At 38.9% G+C, this 22436-nt stretch carries 17 protein-coding genes; all 17 read left to right on the top strand.

The window, feature by feature from the left end:
• Positions 1 to 205: 205 nt before the first annotated feature.
• The 17 genes from BTW00_RS04030 (at position 206) to folD (ending at position 22358) form a co-directional block, all read left to right on the top strand.
• Entirely contained in the window at positions 206 to 1291 is a 1086-nt protein-coding gene (locus tag BTW00_RS04030; protein WP_058024345.1) for a polysaccharide biosynthesis/export family protein, read from the top strand.
• 12 nt (positions 1292 to 1303) lie between these two features.
• Positions 1304 to 1735 (top strand): low molecular weight protein-tyrosine-phosphatase, encoded by a 432-nt coding sequence (locus BTW00_RS04025; protein WP_075106342.1) that lies wholly within the window; start codon positions 1304 to 1306, stop codon positions 1733 to 1735.
• Positions 1736 to 1780: 45 nt separating this feature from the next.
• Entirely contained in the window at positions 1781 to 4060 is a 2280-nt protein-coding gene (locus tag BTW00_RS04020; RefSeq protein WP_075106341.1) for a GNVR domain-containing protein, read from the top strand.
• A 112-nt stretch (positions 4061 to 4172) separates the two neighbouring features.
• On the top strand, positions 4173 to 6092 hold the full coding sequence (locus BTW00_RS04015; RefSeq protein WP_256713998.1) for a nucleoside-diphosphate sugar epimerase/dehydratase: 1920 nt from the start codon (positions 4173 to 4175) through the stop codon (positions 6090 to 6092).
• A 40-nt stretch (positions 6093 to 6132) separates the two neighbouring features.
• Positions 6133 to 7410 carry a Vi polysaccharide biosynthesis UDP-N-acetylglucosamine C-6 dehydrogenase TviB gene (gene tviB, locus BTW00_RS04010; protein WP_075106340.1) on the top strand — a complete coding sequence of 426 codons (1278 nt, stop codon included), beginning with the start codon at positions 6133 to 6135 and terminating at the stop codon, positions 7408 to 7410.
• A 39-nt stretch (positions 7411 to 7449) separates the two neighbouring features.
• Positions 7450 to 8484: an NAD-dependent epimerase/dehydratase family protein gene (locus BTW00_RS04005; RefSeq protein ID WP_075106339.1), complete on the top strand. Its 1035-nt coding sequence runs from the start codon at positions 7450 to 7452 to the stop codon at positions 8482 to 8484.
• Between the two features lie 42 nt (positions 8485 to 8526).
• On the top strand, positions 8527 to 9846 hold the full coding sequence (locus BTW00_RS04000; RefSeq protein WP_075106338.1) for a polysaccharide biosynthesis C-terminal domain-containing protein: 1320 nt from the start codon (positions 8527 to 8529) through the stop codon (positions 9844 to 9846).
• A 2-nt stretch (positions 9847 to 9848) separates the two neighbouring features.
• Positions 9849 to 11051, top strand: a complete 1203-nt coding sequence (locus BTW00_RS03995) for a polysaccharide pyruvyl transferase family protein (protein ID WP_075106337.1) — start codon at positions 9849 to 9851, stop codon at positions 11049 to 11051.
• Between the two features lie 109 nt (positions 11052 to 11160).
• Positions 11161 to 12252, top strand: a complete 1092-nt coding sequence (locus BTW00_RS03990; RefSeq protein ID WP_075106336.1) for a glycosyltransferase — start codon at positions 11161 to 11163, stop codon at positions 12250 to 12252.
• A 189-nt stretch (positions 12253 to 12441) separates the two neighbouring features.
• Positions 12442 to 13386, top strand: a complete 945-nt coding sequence (locus BTW00_RS03985) for an ATP-grasp fold amidoligase family protein (protein WP_075106335.1) — start codon at positions 12442 to 12444, stop codon at positions 13384 to 13386.
• On the top strand, positions 13383 to 14504 hold the full coding sequence (locus BTW00_RS03980) for a glycosyltransferase (RefSeq protein WP_075106334.1): 1122 nt from the start codon (positions 13383 to 13385) through the stop codon (positions 14502 to 14504). Before BTW00_RS03985 ends, BTW00_RS03980 begins: the two co-directional genes overlap by 4 nt.
• A 9-nt stretch (positions 14505 to 14513) precedes the next feature.
• Positions 14514 to 15863, top strand: a complete 1350-nt coding sequence (locus BTW00_RS03975) for a phenylacetate--CoA ligase family protein (protein WP_075106333.1) — start codon at positions 14514 to 14516, stop codon at positions 15861 to 15863.
• A 9-nt stretch (positions 15864 to 15872) separates the two neighbouring features.
• Positions 15873 to 17036 carry a hypothetical protein gene (locus BTW00_RS03970; RefSeq protein WP_075106332.1) on the top strand — a complete coding sequence of 388 codons (1164 nt, stop codon included), beginning with the start codon at positions 15873 to 15875 and terminating at the stop codon, positions 17034 to 17036.
• A gap of 27 nt (positions 17037 to 17063) precedes the next feature.
• Complete coding sequence (locus BTW00_RS03965) at positions 17064 to 18182, top strand: glycosyltransferase family 4 protein (RefSeq protein ID WP_083603562.1); 1119 nt, start codon at positions 17064 to 17066, stop codon at positions 18180 to 18182.
• 23 nt (positions 18183 to 18205) lie between these two features.
• Positions 18206 to 19741: a hybrid nucleoside-diphosphate sugar epimerase/sugar transferase gene (locus tag BTW00_RS03960; RefSeq protein WP_075106330.1), complete on the top strand. Its 1536-nt coding sequence runs from the start codon at positions 18206 to 18208 to the stop codon at positions 19739 to 19741.
• Positions 19742 to 19767: 26 nt separating this feature from the next.
• On the top strand, positions 19768 to 21249 hold the full coding sequence (locus BTW00_RS03955) for a capsule assembly Wzi family protein (RefSeq protein ID WP_075106329.1): 1482 nt from the start codon (positions 19768 to 19770) through the stop codon (positions 21247 to 21249).
• 230 nt (positions 21250 to 21479) lie between these two features.
• Positions 21480 to 22358, top strand: a complete 879-nt coding sequence (folD, locus tag BTW00_RS03950; RefSeq protein ID WP_075106328.1) for a bifunctional methylenetetrahydrofolate dehydrogenase/methenyltetrahydrofolate cyclohydrolase FolD — start codon at positions 21480 to 21482, stop codon at positions 22356 to 22358.
• The last annotated feature ends 78 nt before the right edge of the window (positions 22359 to 22436 follow it).

The following is a 22436-nucleotide window of genomic DNA, read 5'->3' as shown; positions in this document are numbered from 1 at the left end:
AATTTATATCCTACATGGAGTAATTAGTTTAAGAATAGCTTTTTGTATCAATCAATAAGAACATTACTGTATAACAGATAACTTATGTTATGATGCCGATTATTTTTGTGAAAGATGTAAAAAAATAACATCGATACAAATTTATTAATACAAAACTGTTTTTAGTCGTTTTATGTGATTGCAGTAATAGAAGAGGCTTTTTGATATGAGACAGACAACTAAGTTGTTGAGTGCAGCGTGTTTGTTAGCTAGTAGTATGCTTTACGGCTGTGCTACTACAACCATCAATTCTGGGCTTCAAGCTGGTCAGTTACCGCCCAGTGGATCTTTTACTGCAGAGAATGGTATTAATTTCAATGTACTGCCATTGACTCTCGCCACGTTGCCACCTAAACAAATCGCCCGCTCACAAATGAGTGCCAACCTATCTGACCTAGTACGATCGTCTAATAGGATGAATTACCGTATTGCATCCTCTGATGTATTAAGTATTATTTTGGTAGATTATCCTGATATTAATGCTGCAGGAGCATCTGGTTATCCTGTTGATCAGCAGGGGTTTATACAGTTTCCGTTGATAGGTCGTATACAAGCTGGCGGGCTAAGTGTTCCACAGTTCACCGCAAACTTAAGTTCAAGATTGCAACGCTACCTAAAGTATGCAGATCCGCAAGTGAAAGTTGCTGAGTATCGAGGCAATAAGTTTTTTATCGATGGTGAGGTTAACAAGCCTGGTCAATTCAATATTGCTGACGAACCTGTGTCATTGTACAGTGCAATATCTATGGCTGGTGGTACGACGAGAGAAGGTAACTCAAACAGTATTGTATTGAGAAGAAATGGTATTGATTATCGTATGGGATTACAGTCTCTGCAGCAGGCGGGATTATCAGCCAATCAAATTTATGTACAAGATGGTGACTCTATTCGTGTCAGTAGCGAAGACATCAATAAAGTGTATGTTTTGGGAGAGTTTGGCAAAGTTGCACCTGTACCTATTATTGACCAGGGGTTGAGCTTAGCGCAGGTGATTGGGGAGTCAGCTGGTCTGAATTCTAATACGGCTAATGCGGCTAAGATCTACGTAGTACGTGATCAACCTGAATATCAGCGTACAAATATATACTATGTAGATATGCAGGCGCTCACTAGCTTTCCACTGACTAGCCGGTTTGAGATGTTGCCTAATGATATTGTCTATGTCGACCCAACTGGTCTGACGCGCTGGAACCGTGTTATCAGTGCTTTGTTACCATCAACTTCAGCAATCAGAAGTTTTTCAACTTTATAGGAAGTGATAAGCATGGCGTTTGATAATATTTTGGTTGTTTGTGTAGGTAATATTTGCCGCAGCCCGATGGCAGAAGCGTTACTAAAAAAGCGTTATCCTAACAAAGTAATTGACTCCGCAGGCGTTGGCGCTCTAATTGGGCATCCTGCAGATTCATCTGCTCTCAAAATTATGTCTGAACAGCAGATAGATATTACAGACCATATAGCCAAACAAATCGACGAAAAATTAGTAAAAAAGGCTGATCTTATTTTTACCATGTCAGATAGTCAGACTAAATGGATTGAGGAACGTTGGCCATTTTGCCGTGGTAAAACCTTCAAGCTTGGTCACTGGCAAAATAAGGATATTGCTGACCCATATAAACATGAAATGAGCGCTTTTGAGACAGCATATCAAGATATTGTTGATGGTCTCGATCAGTGGGCCGATAAAATTAACTAAGTAATGCTTATCCGATGAACAAGCTGAAGTGGTAGACCTATAGTTATGAGTACAGATTCGAAAAATTTATCAAACCCTGTTTCGAAAGAAAATAATGATGACATTGATCTTATGGCGCTGCTGTTTGCCATTTTGCGTGGTTGGAAAATCATCGTATTTTTTGCTGTGTTAGGCCTGATAATTGGGGTTTTGTATAGTAGATATGTCAACCCTACCTTTAAGTCAGATGCACTTATTCAAATTGAAGAGAACTCCAAAGGAGTTGCAGCACTAGGGGCTGATATTTCTGAGTTAGTTGGGTCGGAAGGTAGTAAAGCCCAAGCAGAGGCAGAGCTGATAAGGTCACGTATGATTTTAGAGCCTGTTGTCAGTTTATTGCATTTACGTATTCGCCTATCTGACCCTAATATTGGAACTTTAGATAGAATAAAAAGTGATAGTACTGCGACTCAAATAAATAAACCTGAAGGTGTGTCGCTTAAAACTAAAGATGGTGAAGTAGAAATTAGTCAGTTTAATGTATCTCAAGAGTATTTAAATCAATCATTTAGCTTGATGCGCTCAGAGACTGGATTTGTCTTAAGTAACGGCTTTGAAGATTTTAAAGGTGAGATTGGCCAGCCCCAGCAGTTTAGAGGCACAGATGGTCAAATTCAAATCACAGTAAATAATTTACCTGCCGATGGTTATTCAATCAATCTTACTAAGCAGTCTCTTCAAATGACGACAGAGCGGTTAAATAGTGCTTTATCTGTGGTTGAAAAAGGCAAGCAAACAGGTATTATTCAGCTGTCTATGACCGGAGACAATCAGCAACAAACCAGTCTGATCCTAAAACAAATCGTTTTGTCTTATATTGATCAAAATCAGTCTCGTGGCTCTGAAGAAACCACTAAAACCATCAGCTTTATGGAAACTCAAATCCCGACCCTAAAGAAAAGATTGGAAGATTCTGAAGCAATATTTAATGAATTCCGTAAAAAATACGGTACTATTGATGTGGCGAAAGAAGCCGAATTGCTCTTAACCGAAAGCTCGCAAATCGAGCTACAGCTCAATGAGCTAAAATTGAAAAAAGCGGATCTCACTACTTATTATACGGAAGAGCATCCATTAGTAATTCAAATTAATGATCAACTTGCGGTACTTAATGCTAGAAGACAAGAAATAGATAACACTATTGCAGGATTACCTGAGATACAAAGAGAGTTTTTACAACTATCAGCTGATACGACGATCAACAGAGAGATCTATCTCACGCTACTCAAAAACTATGAACAGTTAAAGATCGTCAAAGCTGGTCAAATTGGTTTCGCCCGTATCATTGATTTACCAATCAATACTTTCAATGCTATTGCGCCAAAGAAACTACAAATTATCATATTGGCGATGTTGTCAGGGGCGATGCTTGGAACAATGCTCGTACTCCTGAAAAACATGCTTAGAAATGTGGTTAAAGACCCTGAACGTATTGAAGCAAAAACGGGTGTACCTGTGGTCGCAACGATTCCTCGTTCACCTCTACTGACCAGATTACGTAAAGATAAGAAAGTGCCTAATCGTTTGCTGGCCTATGCTGATAGTAACAGCTTGAGTTATGAAGCCATCAAAAGCTTAAGAACGAGCCTGATGTTCGGTATGACGACACCAGAGCAAGGGGGCCAAAGGGCGAAAGTTATACTTATCACTGGTGAGAGCCCTGGCGTTGGTAAATCATTTATCTCGGCCAATCTAACGGAAGTTTTTGCTCAGTTAGACAAGAAGGTGCTGATTATGGACGCAGATATGCGCTTGGGTGAGCTGCATAAAATATTTGGTATGACCCAAGATAACGGTTTGGCCGACTATCTATCGCAAGATAAATTATCACAAAATATGACTGATTTTGCGCAGAATAACGCTCAAGTCCCAGAAGCTATCACCACCCAAAAGATCAGTAATCTAGCGAGCTTTATCCATCCGACCAATATAGATAATATTGATTTTATGCCAAGAGGTGAGTATCCACGCAATCCTGCATCACTGTTGTCTGATAGCAGGCTCAATAACCTAATAACAGAGTTAAGCTCACACTATGACTATATCATTATTGATTCACCGCCGATCCTCGCAGCTTCCGATGCAATGATACTGGCGCAATATGCTAATAAAGTATTGATGGTAACTAGATACGATAACTCAATTGAGGGACAACTGGTCTATGCGGTCAATCAGATGAATAAGGCAAATATAGAAGTAGATGGAATTATCTTAAATGACGTACAGCAGGGTATCATGAGCAAATACAGCTATCATTATAGTTATGCCTATGGTAACAACCAGTAGTATGCTATTAACTAACTTAGTTCTTAAAAACGATGTGGGATGAATAGACAATCCATATGGTTGAAAAGTCTTTACATAGTGTCAAACGTAGCCGAAGCTTATAGGTGGAAATGTGTTGCAATCTATCGCTCAGTACCTGTTGTCGCTGCCAAGATATGTCAAGCGTCTGATTTTGATTAGCGCAGACTTTATAATGGCTATTGCCTGTCTGTTTTTGTCACTATTATTGCGATATGGTTATATCGAGCTTCATATTAGTTTATGGACATTAAGTTTATATGCCTTAATTCCTGTCATTGGTTTATACCTTGTAGGCTTTTATCATGGCGTATCTAGAGGGTTTCTTGATACGGTTATGAGTGGTGTATTGCAGCTGTTTTTTGTGCTGATTGTTTTTTATGAACTGATTATCTACTTTGATGTACTGCCACAAATCCCTCGATCGACCCCTATTTTGTTTCTGTTTTTGCTTTATATCTGGCTGTGGAACAGTCGTCTGACAATTAAAGAATTATTGAAGCGATGGCAAGGTAAGCGTTTTGAGGGTGAGCTTATAGATTACGATAATATTTTGATTTATGGTGCAGGTGACGCAGGGCAGGAGTTGATGAAAGGTTTGAGTAACTCACATAAATATAGTGTGGTTGCTTTTGTTGATGATGATCGTCAGCTAACAGGTGCCCATATTATGGGTAAAAAGATTTACCATACTGATAACTTATTGGATATCGTAAATACCCTTGATATTGCCCAAGTATTTTTGGCAGTACCCTCGATTAGCCGTGCTCGTAAGCGCAAAATTATTGAGAAGCTTTCACATATCTCTATCAAGATAAAAGAGCTACCCAGTCTACAAGAATTGGCTGACGAAAAAGTCACGGTTAGCCATATGCGCAAGATCGATATATTAGACGTATTAGACCGCCAAACTGTAGACCCAGACGAAGAGTTGCTGAAGAAAAATATCGCTCATAAATCCGTCTTGGTAACTGGAGCGGGTGGCTCTATCGGTAGTGAGTTGTGCCGTCAAATCATCAAAAATAAACCAACTTGTCTGGTGTTATACGAGCTATCAGAGTTTGCCCTTTATAGTATTCACCAAGAGCTTTTGGCAAAACAGGCTAGTAGTAATGAATATCAGGACATTCAAATCGTATCCATTATTGGTAATGTGACTGATGAGCATAACCTTATGCGGATATTTCAGACTTATCATGTACAAACAGTCTACCATGCAGCAGCATATAAACATGTGCCTATGGTCGAGCACAATCCGTTTCAAGGGGTTATTAATAATAGTCGCGGTACTTACCATTGTGCTCGTGCTGCTATTCGATCAGATGTAGAAACTTTTGTTTTGATATCTACTGACAAAGCTGTTAGACCTACTAATGTGATGGGTGCCACAAAGCGTTTGGCAGAACTTGTATGTCAGGCATTAAGTTATGAAGCTACCTCAATAAAGCCAGATAGCAAAACCTGTATCAGTATGGTTCGATTCGGCAACGTACTAGGCTCATCAGGATCTGTAGTACCTGTTTTTACCAAACAAATCGAAAAAGGTCTTCCGATTACTGTCACCCATCCTGATGTGACACGCTATTTTATGACTATTCCAGAGGCTGCTAATCTAGTAATACAGGCAGGTGCCATGGCGCAAGGTGGTGAGGTTTTTGTGCTTAATATGGGAGAGCCAGTAAAGATTGTCGATCTGGCTCAGCGTATGATTCGCCTAAGTGGGCATGAGGTCAAAGACGATAAGCATCCTAATGGTGATATCGAAATTGTCTTTACAGGTCTTCGTCCTGGTGAGAAGCTCTATGAAGAGCTCATAATCGGTGATGACAATGTTGAAGAAACTGCTCATCCTCTTATTATGCAAGCTATGGAGCATAGGTTTTCTCTAGCAGATCTTGAACGGGTATTAGAGAAGTTACCAGAAAAATCTCAATTATACGACGTTGTATGGTTAAAGTTGCAGTTCAAATATTTTGTAGATGGATATAAAGAAGATACTACAGTTCACTCCTAATTTGGAAAACACTCATTGATAAGGTTGGTTGATAGATACTATGCTAAATATTGATAATATTAAAATTGCCGTTATTGGTCTCGGTTACGTGGGGCTACCATTAGCAGTAGAGTTCGGTAAAAATCACTCGGTTATAGGCTTTGATATCAATGCTGAACGTATTTCAGCACTTAATACAGGTATTGATCATACTTTAGAAGTCAGTGAAGAGGAGTTAGCAGAAGCTACACATTTAGGGTACAGCTCAGATATCAATGAGTTAAAGGACTGTAACTTCTTTATCGTTACTGTACCGACACCGATTGATGCGTATAAGCAGCCAGATCTGACACCGCTTATCAAAGCTTCAGAGGCCATCGGCGGCGTATTGAAGCAAGGTGATATCGTCGTTTATGAATCAACCGTATACCCTGGCGCGACTGAAGAAGTGTGTATCCCTGTACTAGAGCAGGTATCAGGCCTAACCTTTAATCAAGACTTTTATGCAGGTTATAGCCCTGAGCGTATTAACCCAGGTGATAAAGAGCACCGTGTGACTAATATTTTAAAAGTCACAGCTGGTTCAACGCCTGAGATTGCGGACTTTGTCGACGAAGTCTATAACTTAATCATCACTGCTGGTACTCATAAAGCACCTAGTATTAAGGTAGCGGAGGCAGCAAAAGTTATCGAAAATACGCAACGAGATGTCAATATTGCACTGATTAATGAGCTTGCCGTTATCTTTAATAAGATGGGTATCGATACGCAGGCAGTACTAGAAGCTGCAGGCACCAAATGGAACTTTTTGCCATTCCGCCCAGGTCTGGTCGGTGGTCACTGCATCGGTGTCGATCCGTATTACTTGACGCATAAGGCTCAAGCAATCGGTTATAACCCTGAGATTATCTTGGCAGGTCGTCGCCTCAATGATAGTATGGGCGAATACGTCACCACGCAGCTTATTAAAACCATGATCAAAAAGCGCATTCAGGTAGAGGGCGCTAAGGTACTGATTTTGGGATTGAGCTTTAAAGAGAACTGCCCAGACGTGCGTAATACGAAAGTCATCGATATCGTACACGAGCTGCAAGAATATAATATCGATGTCGATGTGTACGACCCATGGGTAGATGCTGTAGAGGCTCAAAAAGAGTACGGTGTTAAGCCTGTCAATGAGGCTACAGCCAATAGCTATGATAGTATTATTTTAGCAGTAGCTCACAGTGAGTTTGTCGATATGGGCGTAGCGCATATAAGAAGTTTAGGTAAACATAATCATGTGCTATATGATCTGAAATATGTGTTCGCCAAAGAAGACACAGATATCCGTCTATAAGCCTATATAGTCTTACAATAACAGCATGCGAGCAATACTATGACAGCGACAACCTACAATAAAGTGAAAGAAACATTAGTACAGACGCCTAAAACTTGGCTTATCACAGGAGTAGCGGGCTTTATCGGCTCTAATTTGCTTGAGACACTATTATTGCTTGATCAAAAAGTGGTTGGGTTAGACAATTTCGCCACAGGTTTTCAGCATAATTTAGATGAAGTAAAAAGTTTAGTAAGCGCTGAACAGTGGGAAGGTTTCACTTTTATAGAGGGTGATATTCGTCAGTTAACTGATTGTTCGAAAGCCTGTCAAGGTGTTGATTACGTGCTGCATCAAGCAGCGCTAGGCTCAGTACCGCGCTCTATCGCTGATCCTATCGCAACCAATGAGACTAATATTTCAGGCTTCTTAAATATGTTGGTAGCCGCTCGTGATGCTAATGTAGCTAGCTTTACTTATGCTGCTAGTAGCTCAACATACGGTGATCATCCGGTGCTGCCTAAGGTTGAAGAAAATATCGGTAATCCTTTATCGCCGTATGCGGTGACTAAATATGTCAATGAGTTATATGCAGATGTATTCTCACGTACTTATGGCTTTAAGACGATCGGTCTGCGGTATTTCAATATCTTTGGTAAGCGTCAAACACCAGATGGTGCCTATGCAGCGGTGATACCGAAATGGACGGCCGCTATGATCGCAGGTGATGAGGTATTCATCAATGGCGACGGTGATACCAGTCGCGACTTTAATTTTATTGAAAATGCCGTGCAGGCCAATATTCTGGCAGCAACTGCCACTGAAGAAGCTAAAAATCAGGTGTATAACGTGGCAGTAGGTGGACGTACGACCCTTAATACGCTGTTTTCAGCGCTTACAGAGCATTTAAGTACTAATGGTGTTAGCTACACTCAAGCAGCAGTCTATCGAGATTTTAGAGCAGGGGATGTGCGTCATAGTCAGGCTGATATTACTAAGATACAAAATGCATTAGGCTATGAGCCACAGTTCGATATTATCCAAGGGATCCAAAAAGCAATGCCTTGGTATGTTAGTTATTTAACTAATAAATAATAATTATACTATTAGAACTTTTCAACTCAGGCTAATTAAGATATGAGTAAACAAAGCCTCCTAACATCTAAACTATCTAGGTTGCTTGCAGGAACTTTTTTAGTACGAGTATTATCCGTAGGAGCTACTTTCCTATGTTCTGTATTACTTGCTAGAACCTTAGGACCTGAGCATTTTGGGATCTATTCTTACATTCTAGCTATGGTCAGCCTTTTAGCTTTACCTGCGACAGCAGGGATGCCCACACTAGTACTTAGAGAGACTGCTAGTACTAAAGCTTTAAATGATTGGGGTAAGATGAAGGGTATATGGTTATGGAGTGGTTTTGTAATAATAACACTATCACTCGTAATATATTCTTTTTCTACTTTGGCAATTTTGAACTTCTTTGAGGGATCTAAAGTATTTATAGAGTATAAAACTTTTGCTTTAGGCTTAGCTATGTCTCTTCTCATGGCAATGGGAAATGTGCGAGGAGCTGCCCTTAGAGGATTAGGGCTAATAATCCAAGGTCAACTTCCTGAGAGCTTAATAAGACCTATCCTTTTTGCAGCATTTTTGCTAATACTAATACAGTTAGATATTACTTTAGATCCAGCATACTCCATGGGCATCCATCTTGTAGCAGCGCTGATAGCATTCATAATAGGGGCAGTACTCCTACTAAAAGCTAAACCTCCAGAGCTAAAGGTTACTAGGCCTATTTTTTACAACAAGCCTTGGTTATTTACTATTCTACCACTAGCTTTAATGACAGGAATGCAGTCGCTGAGCTCACAAGTAGATATCTTAATGCTAGGTAGTATGGGAATAGCTTCAGATGTAGGTGTATATAAAATCGTTGTATCTGGTGCTGCTCTAGCTGTCTTTGGATTACAAGTCGTAAATATGGTTATTACACCTAGACTGGCAAGTGCTTTTGCCCAAAAGGATACCTTGAAAGCTCAAAAAACAGCCTCTCTTGGCTCAATTCTAAGTTTTGGTCTCACTTTTCCAGTAGTATTGGTCTTTTATTTTTTTGGTACAGAAATATTGGGTCTTATTTTTGGTAATGAATATGTAGTTGGCTATCGTGCACTACTAATAATTTCATTGGGACAAGCGGTAAATGCTTTTTTTGGCTCTTCCATCTCAATCTTGACAATGTCAGGTAATGAAAAATTCGTAATTAAAGGTATGTCATTATCTACCATAATAAATGTGGTATTAAATCTAGCTTTAATACCACATCTTGGCATAGATGGGGCAGCTTTAGGGGCCACTACAGCTCTGCTAGTTTGGAATATTTATCTTTGGATAGTAATAAAAAAACAATTAAATATAGATTGTACTTTCTTTGGTTTAATTAGAAGGATAGCTTGAAAATGAAAAAGATAGTAATAGCAGCAGAGGTCTTTAGCTCTAACCTTGGAGACTATGCTATTTATGATAGCTTGAGCACACTTCTTTCATCAAGAGATATTGAAGCTATACCTCTAGACATATCTTTCAGACGTGGTTTTCCTGTAGGCTGCACTGACTCACAGCCAAAATTGACTAACAGAAGTTGGAAGTCATTTATCCCAAAGAAAATAAAGCATCATAAACTAACTCAGCATATCATAACCCGTACTATGTGGTATGTATTTCATCAACAGGAAATTACGACATACTGGAGCGAACTAATTAGCAGTTCTGATGCCGTAATAATTGGAGGTGGTCAATTATTAACAGATACTAGCGCTGGTTTTCTCACTAAGTTAGCACTCATAACTGATATAGCTAATGAGTTTAATAAACCTATTTGTATATTAGGTTGTGGCGTTGGAAGTGACCTTAGTAAGAAAGCACAAAAAAATATTAAAAAAATTCTGAACTCTGCAAGGTTTGTCTCTCTAAGAGATCTTGATTCTGCAAATAGGCTTAAACATTTTGTAAGAAAAGATATATCATTAAATGTATATCCTGACTTAGCATTTGCATTGAGTTCAGCCAATAACAACAATACTTTCCAAAAAGAGCCTGAACTGAAGAAAACTGTCTGTGCCTTTAATATTATGCCTCTTGCTGCTTTCAAGAAATATAATCCAAATTTACGAGACGTTGATGCTGAAGCCTACGTGATATTTTGGAAGCAATTGGCTCAGGCTACTGCTAAAGAAAATATGCAAATTCATATAGTGACTAACGGTAGTATTCAAGATTATGAACAAGCAACGTCTATATATAAGTCGATATTGTTAGAAGATTTGGACGTAAGGCTACTAGATAGACCCTCATCTCCCCTCAACCTATATGACCAAATATCTGATGTAGACTATTTGATTACGATGCGTATGCACGCTGGAATAATTGGTAAAGCCTATGGTAAATCAGTATCTACCTTGATCTGGGATGATAAGATTCCTGGGGTATGGCAAGAAGCGGGTGATCAAAAGGTAGCTATTAACAGCGACATCATCCTAAATCCTCATCCTTGGGATGAGGTGAAGTCAGCGTTTGAAGCTTCTAACAATATTTTACTTTCTGATTTAAATAGAAAAATATCTATCAGTGTAGATAAATGCTTGGAAGTAATTTACAACTAAACGATAAGCAATATTTTTTACTAAAGATAAGCATCTGTCGAAATAAAAACAAGACTTTTTAGCTACTTAGTAAAATATCAGTAGACAAAGAAAGCTAATAGGACATCGCATGAAAAAAGTCGCATTATATATCCCTTCAATGAATGGAGGGGGTGCAGAACGAGTTATGCTTGCTCTCGCGAACGGCTTAGCTGAAAAAGATATTCTGGTTGATTTAGTATTGAACAGAGTAGACGGACCATATATAAAGGATGCCTCTCCAAAAGTAAATATCGTCAATCTAGGTACATCGAGAGTATTAAATAGTATCATCCCTTTATCAAAGTATTTATACAAAGAAAAACCTGATGCCATTCTTTCAGCCATGAATTACGTTAATATTGCCACAATACTGGCACAGTTAATTAGTGGGTCAAATACAAAAGTGGTTTTTAGTGAACATTGTGACTTAACAGAGTCAAAGAAAAACCTTGGGCGGATGAAGAGTACTCTTGTTACTTCATTAATGCGTTGGGCTTATAAAAAACCTCATGCGATTATCGCTGTTTCAGACGGGGTTGCACATTCTTTGGTGAATGAAATTAATATTGGTCGCAATAAGATTACGACGATTTACAATCCTATATTCTCAAAAGATCTTGTAAAGCGCTCAAAAGAGCCGCTTTCACATTGTTGGACTAAAGAAGGTTCATTGCCCTTAATCATGGGTGTGGGTAGGCTAACGCACCAAAAGGACTTTGAGACATTAATTCACGCTTTTAAGAAAGTTCGTGAGAAAAAAGATTGCAACTTGATGATTCTGGGTGAAGGTAAGCTAAGATCTGAACTAGAGCAGTTAATTAATAATTTGGACCTAAATGATAGTGTACAGTTACCAGGCTTCGTTGATAATCCTTACGCTTGGATGTCTCACGCCGACCTATTCGTCTTGTCATCAATATATGAAGGGTTTGGTAACGTACTAGTAGAAGCTATGGCATGTGGAACTCCAGTGGTAAGCACAGACTGCCCAAGTGGACCAAGTGAGATTTTAGCAGATGGACTTTGGGGAGAGCTGGTTCCTCCACGCAATTCTAATCTATTAGCCCAGGCTATAATAAAGACATTAAATAACTCCGTGCAAAAAGATGTAAAAGATAGAGCCTCTTTTTTCAGTGTAACAAACTCTGTAGACAAATATTATGAATTGCTTACTCGCTAAGCTCGTAAAACCTTATTGCTAGATATGTTTGAACGCTACTTGATAGTTTATACTGACTTTTTTGAGATTCTTTAGATCGAGGGAGAATTATATAAATTTGAATCTTATAAATTTAATTACTACTGATAATCATTTTTTTACTTCTACTGAATAGTAAACATTAATCTAAATTATTCACAAGGCTACTGAATGTACTATCAAATTAAGAAAAAAATTAGAAAGCTTACATATTCATCTCAGAAATTAAAGTATTTATACTCTAGCTTGAATAATTTCAAAACCCAAAGTTTGAATATATTCAATGACGAAGTCTTTGCTAAAATTAAATACTGGGAAGCAACTGGACAAAGGTTAAATATTGAAAATCCTAAGTATTTCAATGAGAAACTGTGGTGGCTAAAGATAAATTATCGTCACTCGCTGATGACTGAGTGTAGTGATAAAGTGAGAGTTAGAGACTATATCGCTAGAATTGGCTTAGGCAAGTTACTGACTGATATTTACGGAGTATACGATAAAGCAGAAGAAGTTCCTTTTAAAGATATGAAAGGAAAGTACTTTATTAAATGCAATCATGTTTCAGGAATCAATAGAATATTTGATTCCGAGAATGAATCAAATTTTGATATCAGAGAATTTGAAAAAACGTTTAATAAAGCATTAAAAATGAACTATTACTATCAGTCTAGAGAATGGAATTATAAAAATATTGAACCAAAAATTATAGTCGAAAACTTTATAGAAAGTCAGTCTGCGCTATTAGATTATAGGTTTTTTTGTTTTCATGGGGAAGTGAAATTAATTTTTGTAGATATCGATACTGCTGCAATAGATGGTAGTCATAATCCAAGCGCTAAGAGAAATATTTATGATAGAAAATTTAACTTGCAAAATTTCACTGTAGGGCGAGAAAACTTTGATAATGAGTTGGTTAAGAAGCCTGAAAATCTAGAGCTTATGATTGAATATGCTGAAAAAATTTCTAGTCCATTCCCATTTTGTCGAGTAGATTTATATAATAATAATGGAGAAATAAAGTTTGGAGAAATAACTTTTTTCCCTGGTGGTGCAACTCAACAGTTCAGTACAGACGAGTCAGATAGAATGGTTTCGAGTTGGTTGAGGGTGAAATGATGAAGATAGTGCATATAATTATCGGCCTCAACGTTGGTGGTGCAGAGCTAATGCTTAAGCGATTGGTGTTGCATAGTTCAGCAAAAGGTAAGTTTGAGCATTGTGTAATATCTCTCACAGACTTGGGAATTATTGGGCAACAACTCAGAGATGCTGGCATAGAAGTATATAGTGTAGGTATGAATTCCTTTGCATCAACTTCTGTTGCTTTCATACGTCTGAGAAAGCTGTTAAAAAAAATTAATCCTGATGTAGTGCAGACTTGGATGTATCATGCTGATTTTTTAGGAGGAATGGCAGCCAAAAGCTTAGGTATTAAAAAAATTATTTGGGGTATACGTAACTCTGAGATAGACAGCAATAGTGGTATTGCTAAAAAAGTGATTCGCCAAGCTTGTGCTGGCGTTTCGAACTTTATACCTTCTTCTATCGTTTGTGTTGCAAATAAAGCAAAAGAAGTACATATTGTAATAGGTTACGATGATCAAAAAATGGTCGTCATTCCTAATGGTTTTGATTTGTCAATATTCTATCCTGATGAACAAAAAAGAGAAAGACTGCGGACACAGCTCAATATATCCTCTGAAGAGCTAGCAATTGGTCACATAGGGCGCTTTGCACCTGCTAAAAACCATATCAATTTTATTAAGGCGTGCTTATTGTTGCTTGATAAAGGATATCGTTTTAAAGTGCTTCTAGGCGGTCGTGAGGTTGACCTAGATAATCCTGAAATTGCGAGATTATTTGCCAATAACTTATACAAAGATAGTTTCGTGTTTTTAAGTCAAGTACAGGATACCGCTATCTTTTACAACGCTATAGATGTATTTTGCTTAACCTCAATTACAGAGGGTTTTCCTAATGTATTAGGTGAAGCAATGGCAACGCAAAAAGTATGTTTGAGTACTGATGCAGGGGACGCAAAGATTATATTGAACGATAGTGGCTATCATATACCGTCGACTGATTATCAGGATATTGCTAAAACACTTGAGAAAAATGTGTTAAATGCCGAGCCTTCGCAGTTAGAAGCTGTTGCTAAAAAGGCGCGATTAACTATTGAGAGAAACTATACTTTAGATAAAGTTGTCAATGATTTTGAAGCACTGTATCGCTAGGAGGTCAATATGTCCTTGAAAGAGAAAGTAATCAAAAAAACGCCTATGTTCGTACAGAGTTCTGCCATTTCTTTATTCAATACATATCAGTATAAGGTTCGCCATGGCGGTGAATATAAAAAATTTCGTGAATATTATGCTAAAGTTGAAGGTTTTACTGCTAGCCAACTGGATAAAGAAGTCAAAAAGAAACAAAAATCTTTTTTCAAATACGTTAAAAGAAAATCGGCTTGGTATAATAAACTCAATACTAGAGATTTAACAAAAAATGTTCCCCTAGAAAAGCAGGATATCATTAACGATTTTGATAGAATTAAAACGATTAAAGAAAAGAATGGCATTGTGAGCTTGACGGGCGGTACGACAGGTGCGTCTATGAAAGTTGTGTACACAAAAAAAGATATGCAAGAGCGTTTTGCTATTTTAGATCACTTTAGGGCGCAACATGGCTACCGTTTAGGTAAAAAGACGGCCTGGTTTTCTGGAAAAAACTTAATATCTGAGAATGACATTCAAAATAATATCTGCTCGCATTATGACTTTATTAATAAGATTCGTTTCTATTCTACTTTTCATATTAATCAAGACAGTTTTCATGTGTACTGGCAGTCGCTAGTTAAGTTTCAGCCAGAGTTTATAGTAGGCTTTCCGTCTAGTGTTTATGAGCTATGCGAGATTGCAGATAGTTTAGGTTTGCAATTGCTAACACCTGTGAAAGTGTTTTTTCCTACAGCTGAGACAGTGTTGCCAAAGTATCGTGAAGTTATTGAGCGTGTGTTGGGCTGTCAATTGGTTGATCAATATGCGTCTTCTGAAGGTGCCCCATTTATATTGGAGTGTACGCATGGTCGTCTACATATTCATCCATTGACAGGTGTTTTTGAAGTAGTAGATGAGCACTTACAACCTGCACAAAGTGGCGAGCTGTTGGTGACTTCTTATACAACGCATGGGACACCACTCATTCGTTATCGTATAGGCGATCGTATCACATTGGCAGATACCCAAGATACCTGTACCTGCGGTTCAATATTTCCACTAGTTAAGAGTATTGAAGGACGTACCTCAGACTATATTCTGTCACCGACACATGGTAAGGTAAACCTTGGCAATATTAGTAACAGTACTAAAAATATCGCAGGCATTATTCAGTTTCAAGTAATTCAAAAAGAATTAGAGCGTGTGAATGTGTTGGTTGTTGCTGGACCAGCCTTTGTTGCTAAAGAACAAAGTAAATTTAAGAAAAACTTAGCAGAGCGTTTTGGCCCGCAGCTAGAGATTCATTTGCAAGTAGTTAATGAAATACCAAAAGAAAAAAGTGGCAAATTTAGATTTGTTAAAAACAGTCTTAAAATATAGAGATAGTGTATGTCAGATCTAAATTGGATTTATACATATGGTTTTTTGGGTGTTAGACTGTTTGAAATTCCCAGCTTATTTATATGTTTGTTATTAATATTAATAGGTGGTTATGAACTTAAAATCTCAGTTAAGTACCAGACTGTACTAGCATTACATTGTTTTTTGCCATTCGTTTTAAATGATGTGTTGTTTAGTGTTGATTATATGCCTGATCAATATAGATATTGGTATGGCGTTAATGATTTAAGAAATGGGAATATTGGCTTTGTTGAAGCATTAGCGAGTGGTAAAAATACTGTACAAGCTAGTGTCTTTTTTGCATTAATGCCATTTCCTACTCCTGTATCGCCTATTAGCTTGGGGTTTTATAACACTTTTATTTATATAGTTTTATTTTTTATACTTTATATAAAAAAAATATTTACGAAGCTATCTTTGTGGTTTTACTTATTGTTTCCAAGCATGGCTTTGTATACGGCTCTGAGCTTAAGAGAGACGTTAATATTTTTCTTTATGACTTTGGCGATAATCTTTGCTCGTGAGTCTAAAGCTTTAAAGAGTGCTGTTTGTATTATTCCAATATATTTAATTAAGTTCCAGAATTTTTATATTGTTGGTCCAATAGTATTGCTTTACTTCATATTCAATGTTGCCAAGAAAGGTATGAGTCTGACTAAAGCAGTAATTATTGGTGCCATTGCTTTAGCATCGTTACTAGCCTCTGCTCCTATTGCTCTACCTTTAGTTAATAAGTTTAGAGTGGCTATGTTCGTCGAAGATGGTGGTGATGCAGAAGATATTGAACTTATTACAGGTGCAGGAGACTTTGTATTTCAGGGTCTTACTTCAGGTTTCTATTTTCTCTCCAAACCACTGCCTTGGGAAGCAACTAGTGCCTTACAGTTAATACAGTCACTTGAAAATGTATTTGTTTTGGGTGTTTTATTTTTAATTACTCGACAAGCTTGGAGGAAAAATTTAGATAAGCTTGCTTTTTGGTTGCTATTTATGGCGCTAGCAATGTCGGTATATGGTTTGGTTGTTGCAAACTATGGGACAGCTGTTCGCTATCGCTATGCTTTCGTAGTTATATATGTGTTATTCGTCTGTGCTGACTGTAAGGTTGATAAACTATTTCCAAATAAAAGAATATTGTTCTATAGGCAGTGAGTCTATACTAGTTTTATAGGAATAAAATTGAAAATATTATATATAATTAACGAGCCTTGGTTCTTCTTATCACATCGCTTGCCTATCGCTATAGCGGCTCAAGAGCAGGGATATGCAGTACACGTGGCTACTAGAAATGGCGCAGCTGTTCAAGAGATTATAAACAACGGTTTTGTCCATCATGAGATACCATTATCACGTAACGGTAGCAGTATACCAAGTGAGCTAAATAGTTTATTAGCGTTTTGGAAGCTTATAGATAATATTAAGCCAGATGTATTGCATCTAGTTACTATTAAGCCTGTTTTATATGGCGGTATAGCTTCTCGCTTTACATCAGTTAATAAGGTAGTGGCTGCTGTATCAGGGTTAGGCACTTTATTTTTGGCAGAAGGTGTTAAAGCAGACTTAAAACGAAAAATTGGAGTAGGCTTATATCGTTTTGCTTTACGCTCTAAAAAAACCACAGTTATACTGCAAAATCCTGATGACAAGCAGTTATTAATAGATTTAAAAGCTGTCAAGGCTGAGCAAACTACACTCATACGTGGTTCAGGTATAGACCTATCTACCTTTCAGTCTATTCCTGAAAACTTAAATGATACGCCTGTAGTGACTTTCGCAGCACGTCTGCTATTCGATAAAGGATTAGCAGAATATATTGAAGCTATCAGACTACTGAATAAAAAAGGTGTGGTAGCCAACTATCAGATAGTGGGAGATCTAGATTTAGGTAATAATACGAGCGCCACAGAGCAAGATATTGAAGAATGGAAAGCTATCCCCAATTTAGTTGTATTGGGGTATCAGAAGGATATGTCTACTGTATTTAGAGACTCTAATGTTGTAGTGCTACCGTCTTATCGCGAAGGATTACCCAAAGTTTTAATTGAGGCTGCCGCATGTGGTAGGGCTGTGATTACTACAGATGTACCCGGATGCCGTGATGCTATAGAAGAAAATAAGACGGGATTATTAGTTCCAGTTAAAGACTCGAAGGAATTAGCTAATGCTATTGAAAAGCTAGTGACAGATACTGAGCTTCGAGTAGAAATGGGTATTGCTGGACGTCAGCTAGCAGAGAGAGAATTTGCGATTGAAAAAGTGATAGAGCAGCATCTATCTATTTATCAGCAAACCAATTGAAATTTGATTTAGGATATCTATCCATGAGTAATAAACATAGATTACTTCTCACTGGGGCAACTGGGTTTGTTGGCAGTGCTATACAAAAACGTATTGTAGCAGATGGGAGCTATGATTTAACGATTGCTGTGCGTAATGTTAATGAGCAGTCGGACGCTGTACGGATTGTCAAAGTTGATGATTTGACAACTAGCACTGATTGGAGTGATGCACTAAAAAGTGTCGATGTAGTTGTTCATACAGCTGCTCGTGTGCATGTAATGGATGACAAGTCTACCGATCCTTTAACTGAGTTTCGTAAAGTAAATGTGGAAGGGACTTTAAATCTAGCTCGCCAAGCAGCTGATTCAGGTGTAAAGCGTTTTATATTTATTAGCTCAATTAAAGTTAATGGTGAAGGCACGAAGATCGGTAAACCTTATACAGAAGGTTCTAAGCCTAATCCTACCGATCCTTATGGCATCTCAAAATATGAAGCTGAGCAGGGTTTACTCAAGTTAGCAGAGACTACGCCATTAGAAGTTGTAATTATTCGTCCTACTTTAGTATATGGCGAAAATGTAAAAGGTAACTTTCATTCTTTAATGAAATGGACTTATAAAGGTATTCCACTTCCTATAGGTGGCATCAAAAAGAACCTACGTAGCTTAGTATATGTCGATAATTTGGTTGATTTTATTATTACCTGTATCGAGCACAAAGATGCTAAAAATGAAGTTTTTTTGATATCTGACAATGATGATATTTCTACCGCTGGTTTGTTAGAAGAGATATCAAAAGGCTTAGGCGTTAAAAACAAAGCGGTAAATATACCTGTTGAATTTATTAATACGGCAGCAAGTGCAGTTGGTAAGTCAGGTGTGGCTCAAAGGTTATCAGGCTCATTGCAAGTAGATATTAGTAAGGCTAAAACCTTATTAGGTTGGAAGCCTAAATATTCAACTAGTGAGTCCATTCAGGAAACTGCTAAATGTTATAAGTCAAGTTTAGCAACTTCCCAGTCTATGCCTTTACAAAGACCATTGGATATTATGTTCTCAGCTGCGGGGTTAGTAGCAGCGTCACCCTTGTTAATTGGTGCAACTGCTATTGGTTACTTGGATACAGGCTCGCCTTTATTTGTGCAAGAACGTGTCGGTAAAGACCAAAAGCCCTTTAAACTAGTGAAGTTTCGTACTATGAAAGTAGATACAGCGTCTGTAGCGAGTCACCTAGCTGATAATAGCTCTATCACTAAATTGGGTAAGGTATTACGCAAGACCAAACTTGATGAACTGCCACAGCTGATTAATGTATTAAAAGGCGAGATGAGCTTAGTCGGACCGAGACCTAATCTATTCAATCAAGAGGAACTCATAAAAGCCAGAACAGATCAAGGCGTTTATGACGTGTTACCTGGTATTACAGGGCTAGCTCAGTTAAGTGGCGTAGATATGTCTACTCCCAAGCTTTTAGCCAAAACTGATAAAGAAATGATCGATAATCTCAACTTGAAAAATTACTTTTACTATATTGCTAGAACAGCTTTAGGCAAAGGTAGTGGGGATGCTGTTAAATAAACTTAAATATTGGGAAGTATTCAAACATGTCTAAAAAAATGACTTTGCTGGCCATTATCAGTAGCTCACTTGCTATTTCTACATTGTCGATGAGTGCTTCAGCACAGAATTTGTATATGAATGATATGAAGCTCAAGTCAGAGCTAGAATGGTTAAATGCGCAAGGCGTCACTCACATTAGTACCAGTACATGGCCTTTAACTGCTAATGAAATTACAAAAGCAATCACCACGGCTCAGGTGAGTACTGACGCACAGCAAAAAGTACTACAGTCAGTCCGTGCAACACTTGCTAAAAACCCCAACTCCTTGGTGAAGGCTGAAGTAGACGCTTATGTACAGACCGATCGTCAGCAGTTGCCGCAAACTTTTGCTGATGACCATTTAGCAGGGCAAGAGGTTTCAGCAGCGCTCAGTTTGAGTGAAGAAAATTGGGAAATGAAACTTCAAGCCAATCTAAAAAACGACAGTTTGCTCGAAGACAGTAATGATTTGAGTTTTGAAGGCTCATATATTGCTGGCTCTGCTGCCAATCAATGGTTGATTGCTGGTCAGATCCCGACATGGTGGGGCCCTGGTACTGACGGCAGTTTGATTCGTGGCGATGCCAGTCGTCCTGTTGCAGGTGTCACCATGCAACGTGATGAGCAAAATGCACCAACCTCGCCTTATCTTTCATGGGTTGGTCCATGGCAGTATCAATTATTTGCAGGTCAACTTGAAGATTATGATGCCGTACCAGATGCTAAGCTATTTGGTGCTCGTCTGACGGCCAGTCCTTTACCATGGCTAGAAGTTGGTGCGTCTCGAACCTTTATGTGGGGCGGTGAGGGTCGACCTGAGAGTTTTAGCTCTTTTGGAGATGCTCTATTAGGTACTAGAGATAACGACTCTACTGCTGGCAATACTGACGATGATCCTGCTAATCAGCTAGGCGGTTTTGACGCTAGAGTTCAGTTATCCTCATTGATCAATGTTCCAGCTAGCTTCTATGCACAATACATTGGTGAAGATGAAGCGGGCGGCTTGCCTGCTAAAAACATGTACTTAGCTGGCGCAGACTATGCGTCAAGCTACCAAGGCCTGCCTTATCAGGTTTATGCTGAGTATGCAGACACGCGGAGTAGTGGCGATGTCAAAGGAGTATCGTATGATCATTTTCTCTATACCGATGGGTACTATCAGCAAGGCTATCCGCTCGGTCACGCTCTTGGCGGTGATGCTGAGAGCATATCAGTAGGTGGCAAGTTATGGCTAGATAGTCGAAACTTTGTCAATACAAAACTGCAATATGCTAAGGTTAATCAGTCAGGAGAGTTGGATCGTCGCACTGGGAAGTCTGATAACCAAGCATTTCCAATGAAAGATAAACTGACCGCTATTGACATATCATGGGCGCATCAGTTGAATCCAAAAACTTTAGTGACATCTCGCTTATGGGGCGTAGACTCTGATACTCAGTCGAGTGATATTGGAGCAGGCGTTGGGCTAGAGTTTCTGACTTATTAGCCCAAAGCCTATAGCGGCTAATAAATAACGTGAATACATGAGAGTCAAATGGTCTGCTAGATGATAGTAGGCCATTTTTTTATTGTATCCCAATACACGCTAGGATTTTGCAGCGTACACAGGTACAATATTATTATCAGTCAAAGGTTGACGAAGCAAAAGACAGGCATGCAAAGTACTTGCACGCGCTGTCTTTATTTTTTTATATCGTATCCTCTATTGGAGTTACTATGTCTATTGCCCACGAGTCCGCCACCGTTTTGGACGGCAAAGCACTTGCCAAACAAATAGAACAGGATCTACGCACGCGCGTGGATGCGATCAAAGATAAAACGGGGCGCACCCCAAGCTTAGCGACGATATTGGTTGGTGACGATCCAGCCTCTGCCACTTATGTCCGTATGAAAGGCAACGCTTGCAAGCGTGTTGGCATGGACTCTATACGTGTTGAGATGCCGAGTGCCACGACCACTGAGCAGCTCATGGCAAAGATTGATGAGCTAAACAGCAATCCAGACGTACACGGTATTTTGTTACAGCATCCTGTCCCTGGACATATCGATGAGCGTGCTTGCTTTGAGCAAATCGACTTGGCAAAAGACGTCGATGGCGTGACTTGTCTTGGTTTTGGTCGTATGGCGATGCAGCAATCTGCTTACGGCTCGTGCACACCGCAAGGCATTATGCATCTATTAGAGCATCATAATATCGAGCTTGCGGGTAAAGAAGCAGTGGTCGTAGGGCGTAGCGCTATTTTGGGTAAACCAATGGCGATGATGCTATTGAATGCGAACTGTACGGTGACTATCTGCCATTCAAGAACGCAAGATTTGGCGGCGCATATCAAGCGTGCCGATATTGTAGTTGGTGCTGTGGGTGTGCCTGAGCTGATCAAAGCCGCTTGGATCAAAAAAGGCGCGGTAGTCGTTGATGCTGGTTTCCATCCAACGGATAACGGCGGTGTTGGCGATATCGAAATGCAAGGCATGGAAAACATTGCTAGCGCGTATACACCAGTGCCAGGTGGCGTTGGCCCAATGACCATCAACACGCTTATTCGCCAGACAGTCGATGCGGCTGAAAAATCAGCAGGTTTGGGTATTAACTAAAAAGATAGTCATGTGAGTGCTGATCGCCAATAAATAACGGGCTTGAGGCAAAGTAGCCTCAGGCCAAATCAACCACCT

The sequence above is a fragment of the Psychrobacter sp. C 20.9 genome (assembly GCF_001921765.1).
Lineage (GTDB): Bacteria > Pseudomonadota > Gammaproteobacteria > Pseudomonadales > Moraxellaceae > Psychrobacter > Psychrobacter piscatorii_B.
The sequence above is the reverse complement of the archived record's forward strand: the minus strand, read 5'-3'. Positions and strand labels throughout refer to the sequence as shown.

Bases quoted from the DNA above. Each gene is read 5' to 3' on its own strand.
- BTW00_RS04030 (WP_058024345.1), top strand. From the start codon at position 206: ATGAGACAGACAACTAAGTTGTTGAGTGCAGCGTGTTTGTTAGCTAGT.
- BTW00_RS04025 (WP_075106342.1), top strand. From the start codon at position 1,304: ATGGCGTTTGATAATATTTTGGTTGTTTGTGTAGGTAATATTTGCCGC.
- BTW00_RS04020 (WP_075106341.1), top strand. From the start codon at position 1,781: ATGAGTACAGATTCGAAAAATTTATCAAACCCTGTTTCGAAAGAAAAT.
- tviB (WP_075106340.1), top strand. From the start codon at position 6,133: ATGCTAAATATTGATAATATTAAAATTGCCGTTATTGGTCTCGGTTAC.
- BTW00_RS04005 (WP_075106339.1), top strand. From the start codon at position 7,450: ATGACAGCGACAACCTACAATAAAGTGAAAGAAACATTAGTACAGACG.
- BTW00_RS04000 (WP_075106338.1), top strand. From the start codon at position 8,527: ATGAGTAAACAAAGCCTCCTAACATCTAAACTATCTAGGTTGCTTGCA.
- BTW00_RS03995 (WP_075106337.1), top strand. From the start codon at position 9,849: ATGAAAAAGATAGTAATAGCAGCAGAGGTCTTTAGCTCTAACCTTGGA.
- BTW00_RS03990 (WP_075106336.1), top strand. From the start codon at position 11,161: ATGAAAAAAGTCGCATTATATATCCCTTCAATGAATGGAGGGGGTGCA.
- BTW00_RS03985 (WP_075106335.1), top strand. From the start codon at position 12,442: ATGTACTATCAAATTAAGAAAAAAATTAGAAAGCTTACATATTCATCT.
- BTW00_RS03980 (WP_075106334.1), top strand. From the start codon at position 13,383: ATGATGAAGATAGTGCATATAATTATCGGCCTCAACGTTGGTGGTGCA.
- BTW00_RS03975 (WP_075106333.1), top strand. From the start codon at position 14,514: ATGTCCTTGAAAGAGAAAGTAATCAAAAAAACGCCTATGTTCGTACAG.
- BTW00_RS03970 (WP_075106332.1), top strand. From the start codon at position 15,873: ATGTCAGATCTAAATTGGATTTATACATATGGTTTTTTGGGTGTTAGA.
- BTW00_RS03960 (WP_075106330.1), top strand. From the start codon at position 18,206: ATGAGTAATAAACATAGATTACTTCTCACTGGGGCAACTGGGTTTGTT.
- BTW00_RS03955 (WP_075106329.1), top strand. From the start codon at position 19,768: ATGTCTAAAAAAATGACTTTGCTGGCCATTATCAGTAGCTCACTTGCT.
- folD (WP_075106328.1), top strand. From the start codon at position 21,480: ATGTCTATTGCCCACGAGTCCGCCACCGTTTTGGACGGCAAAGCACTT.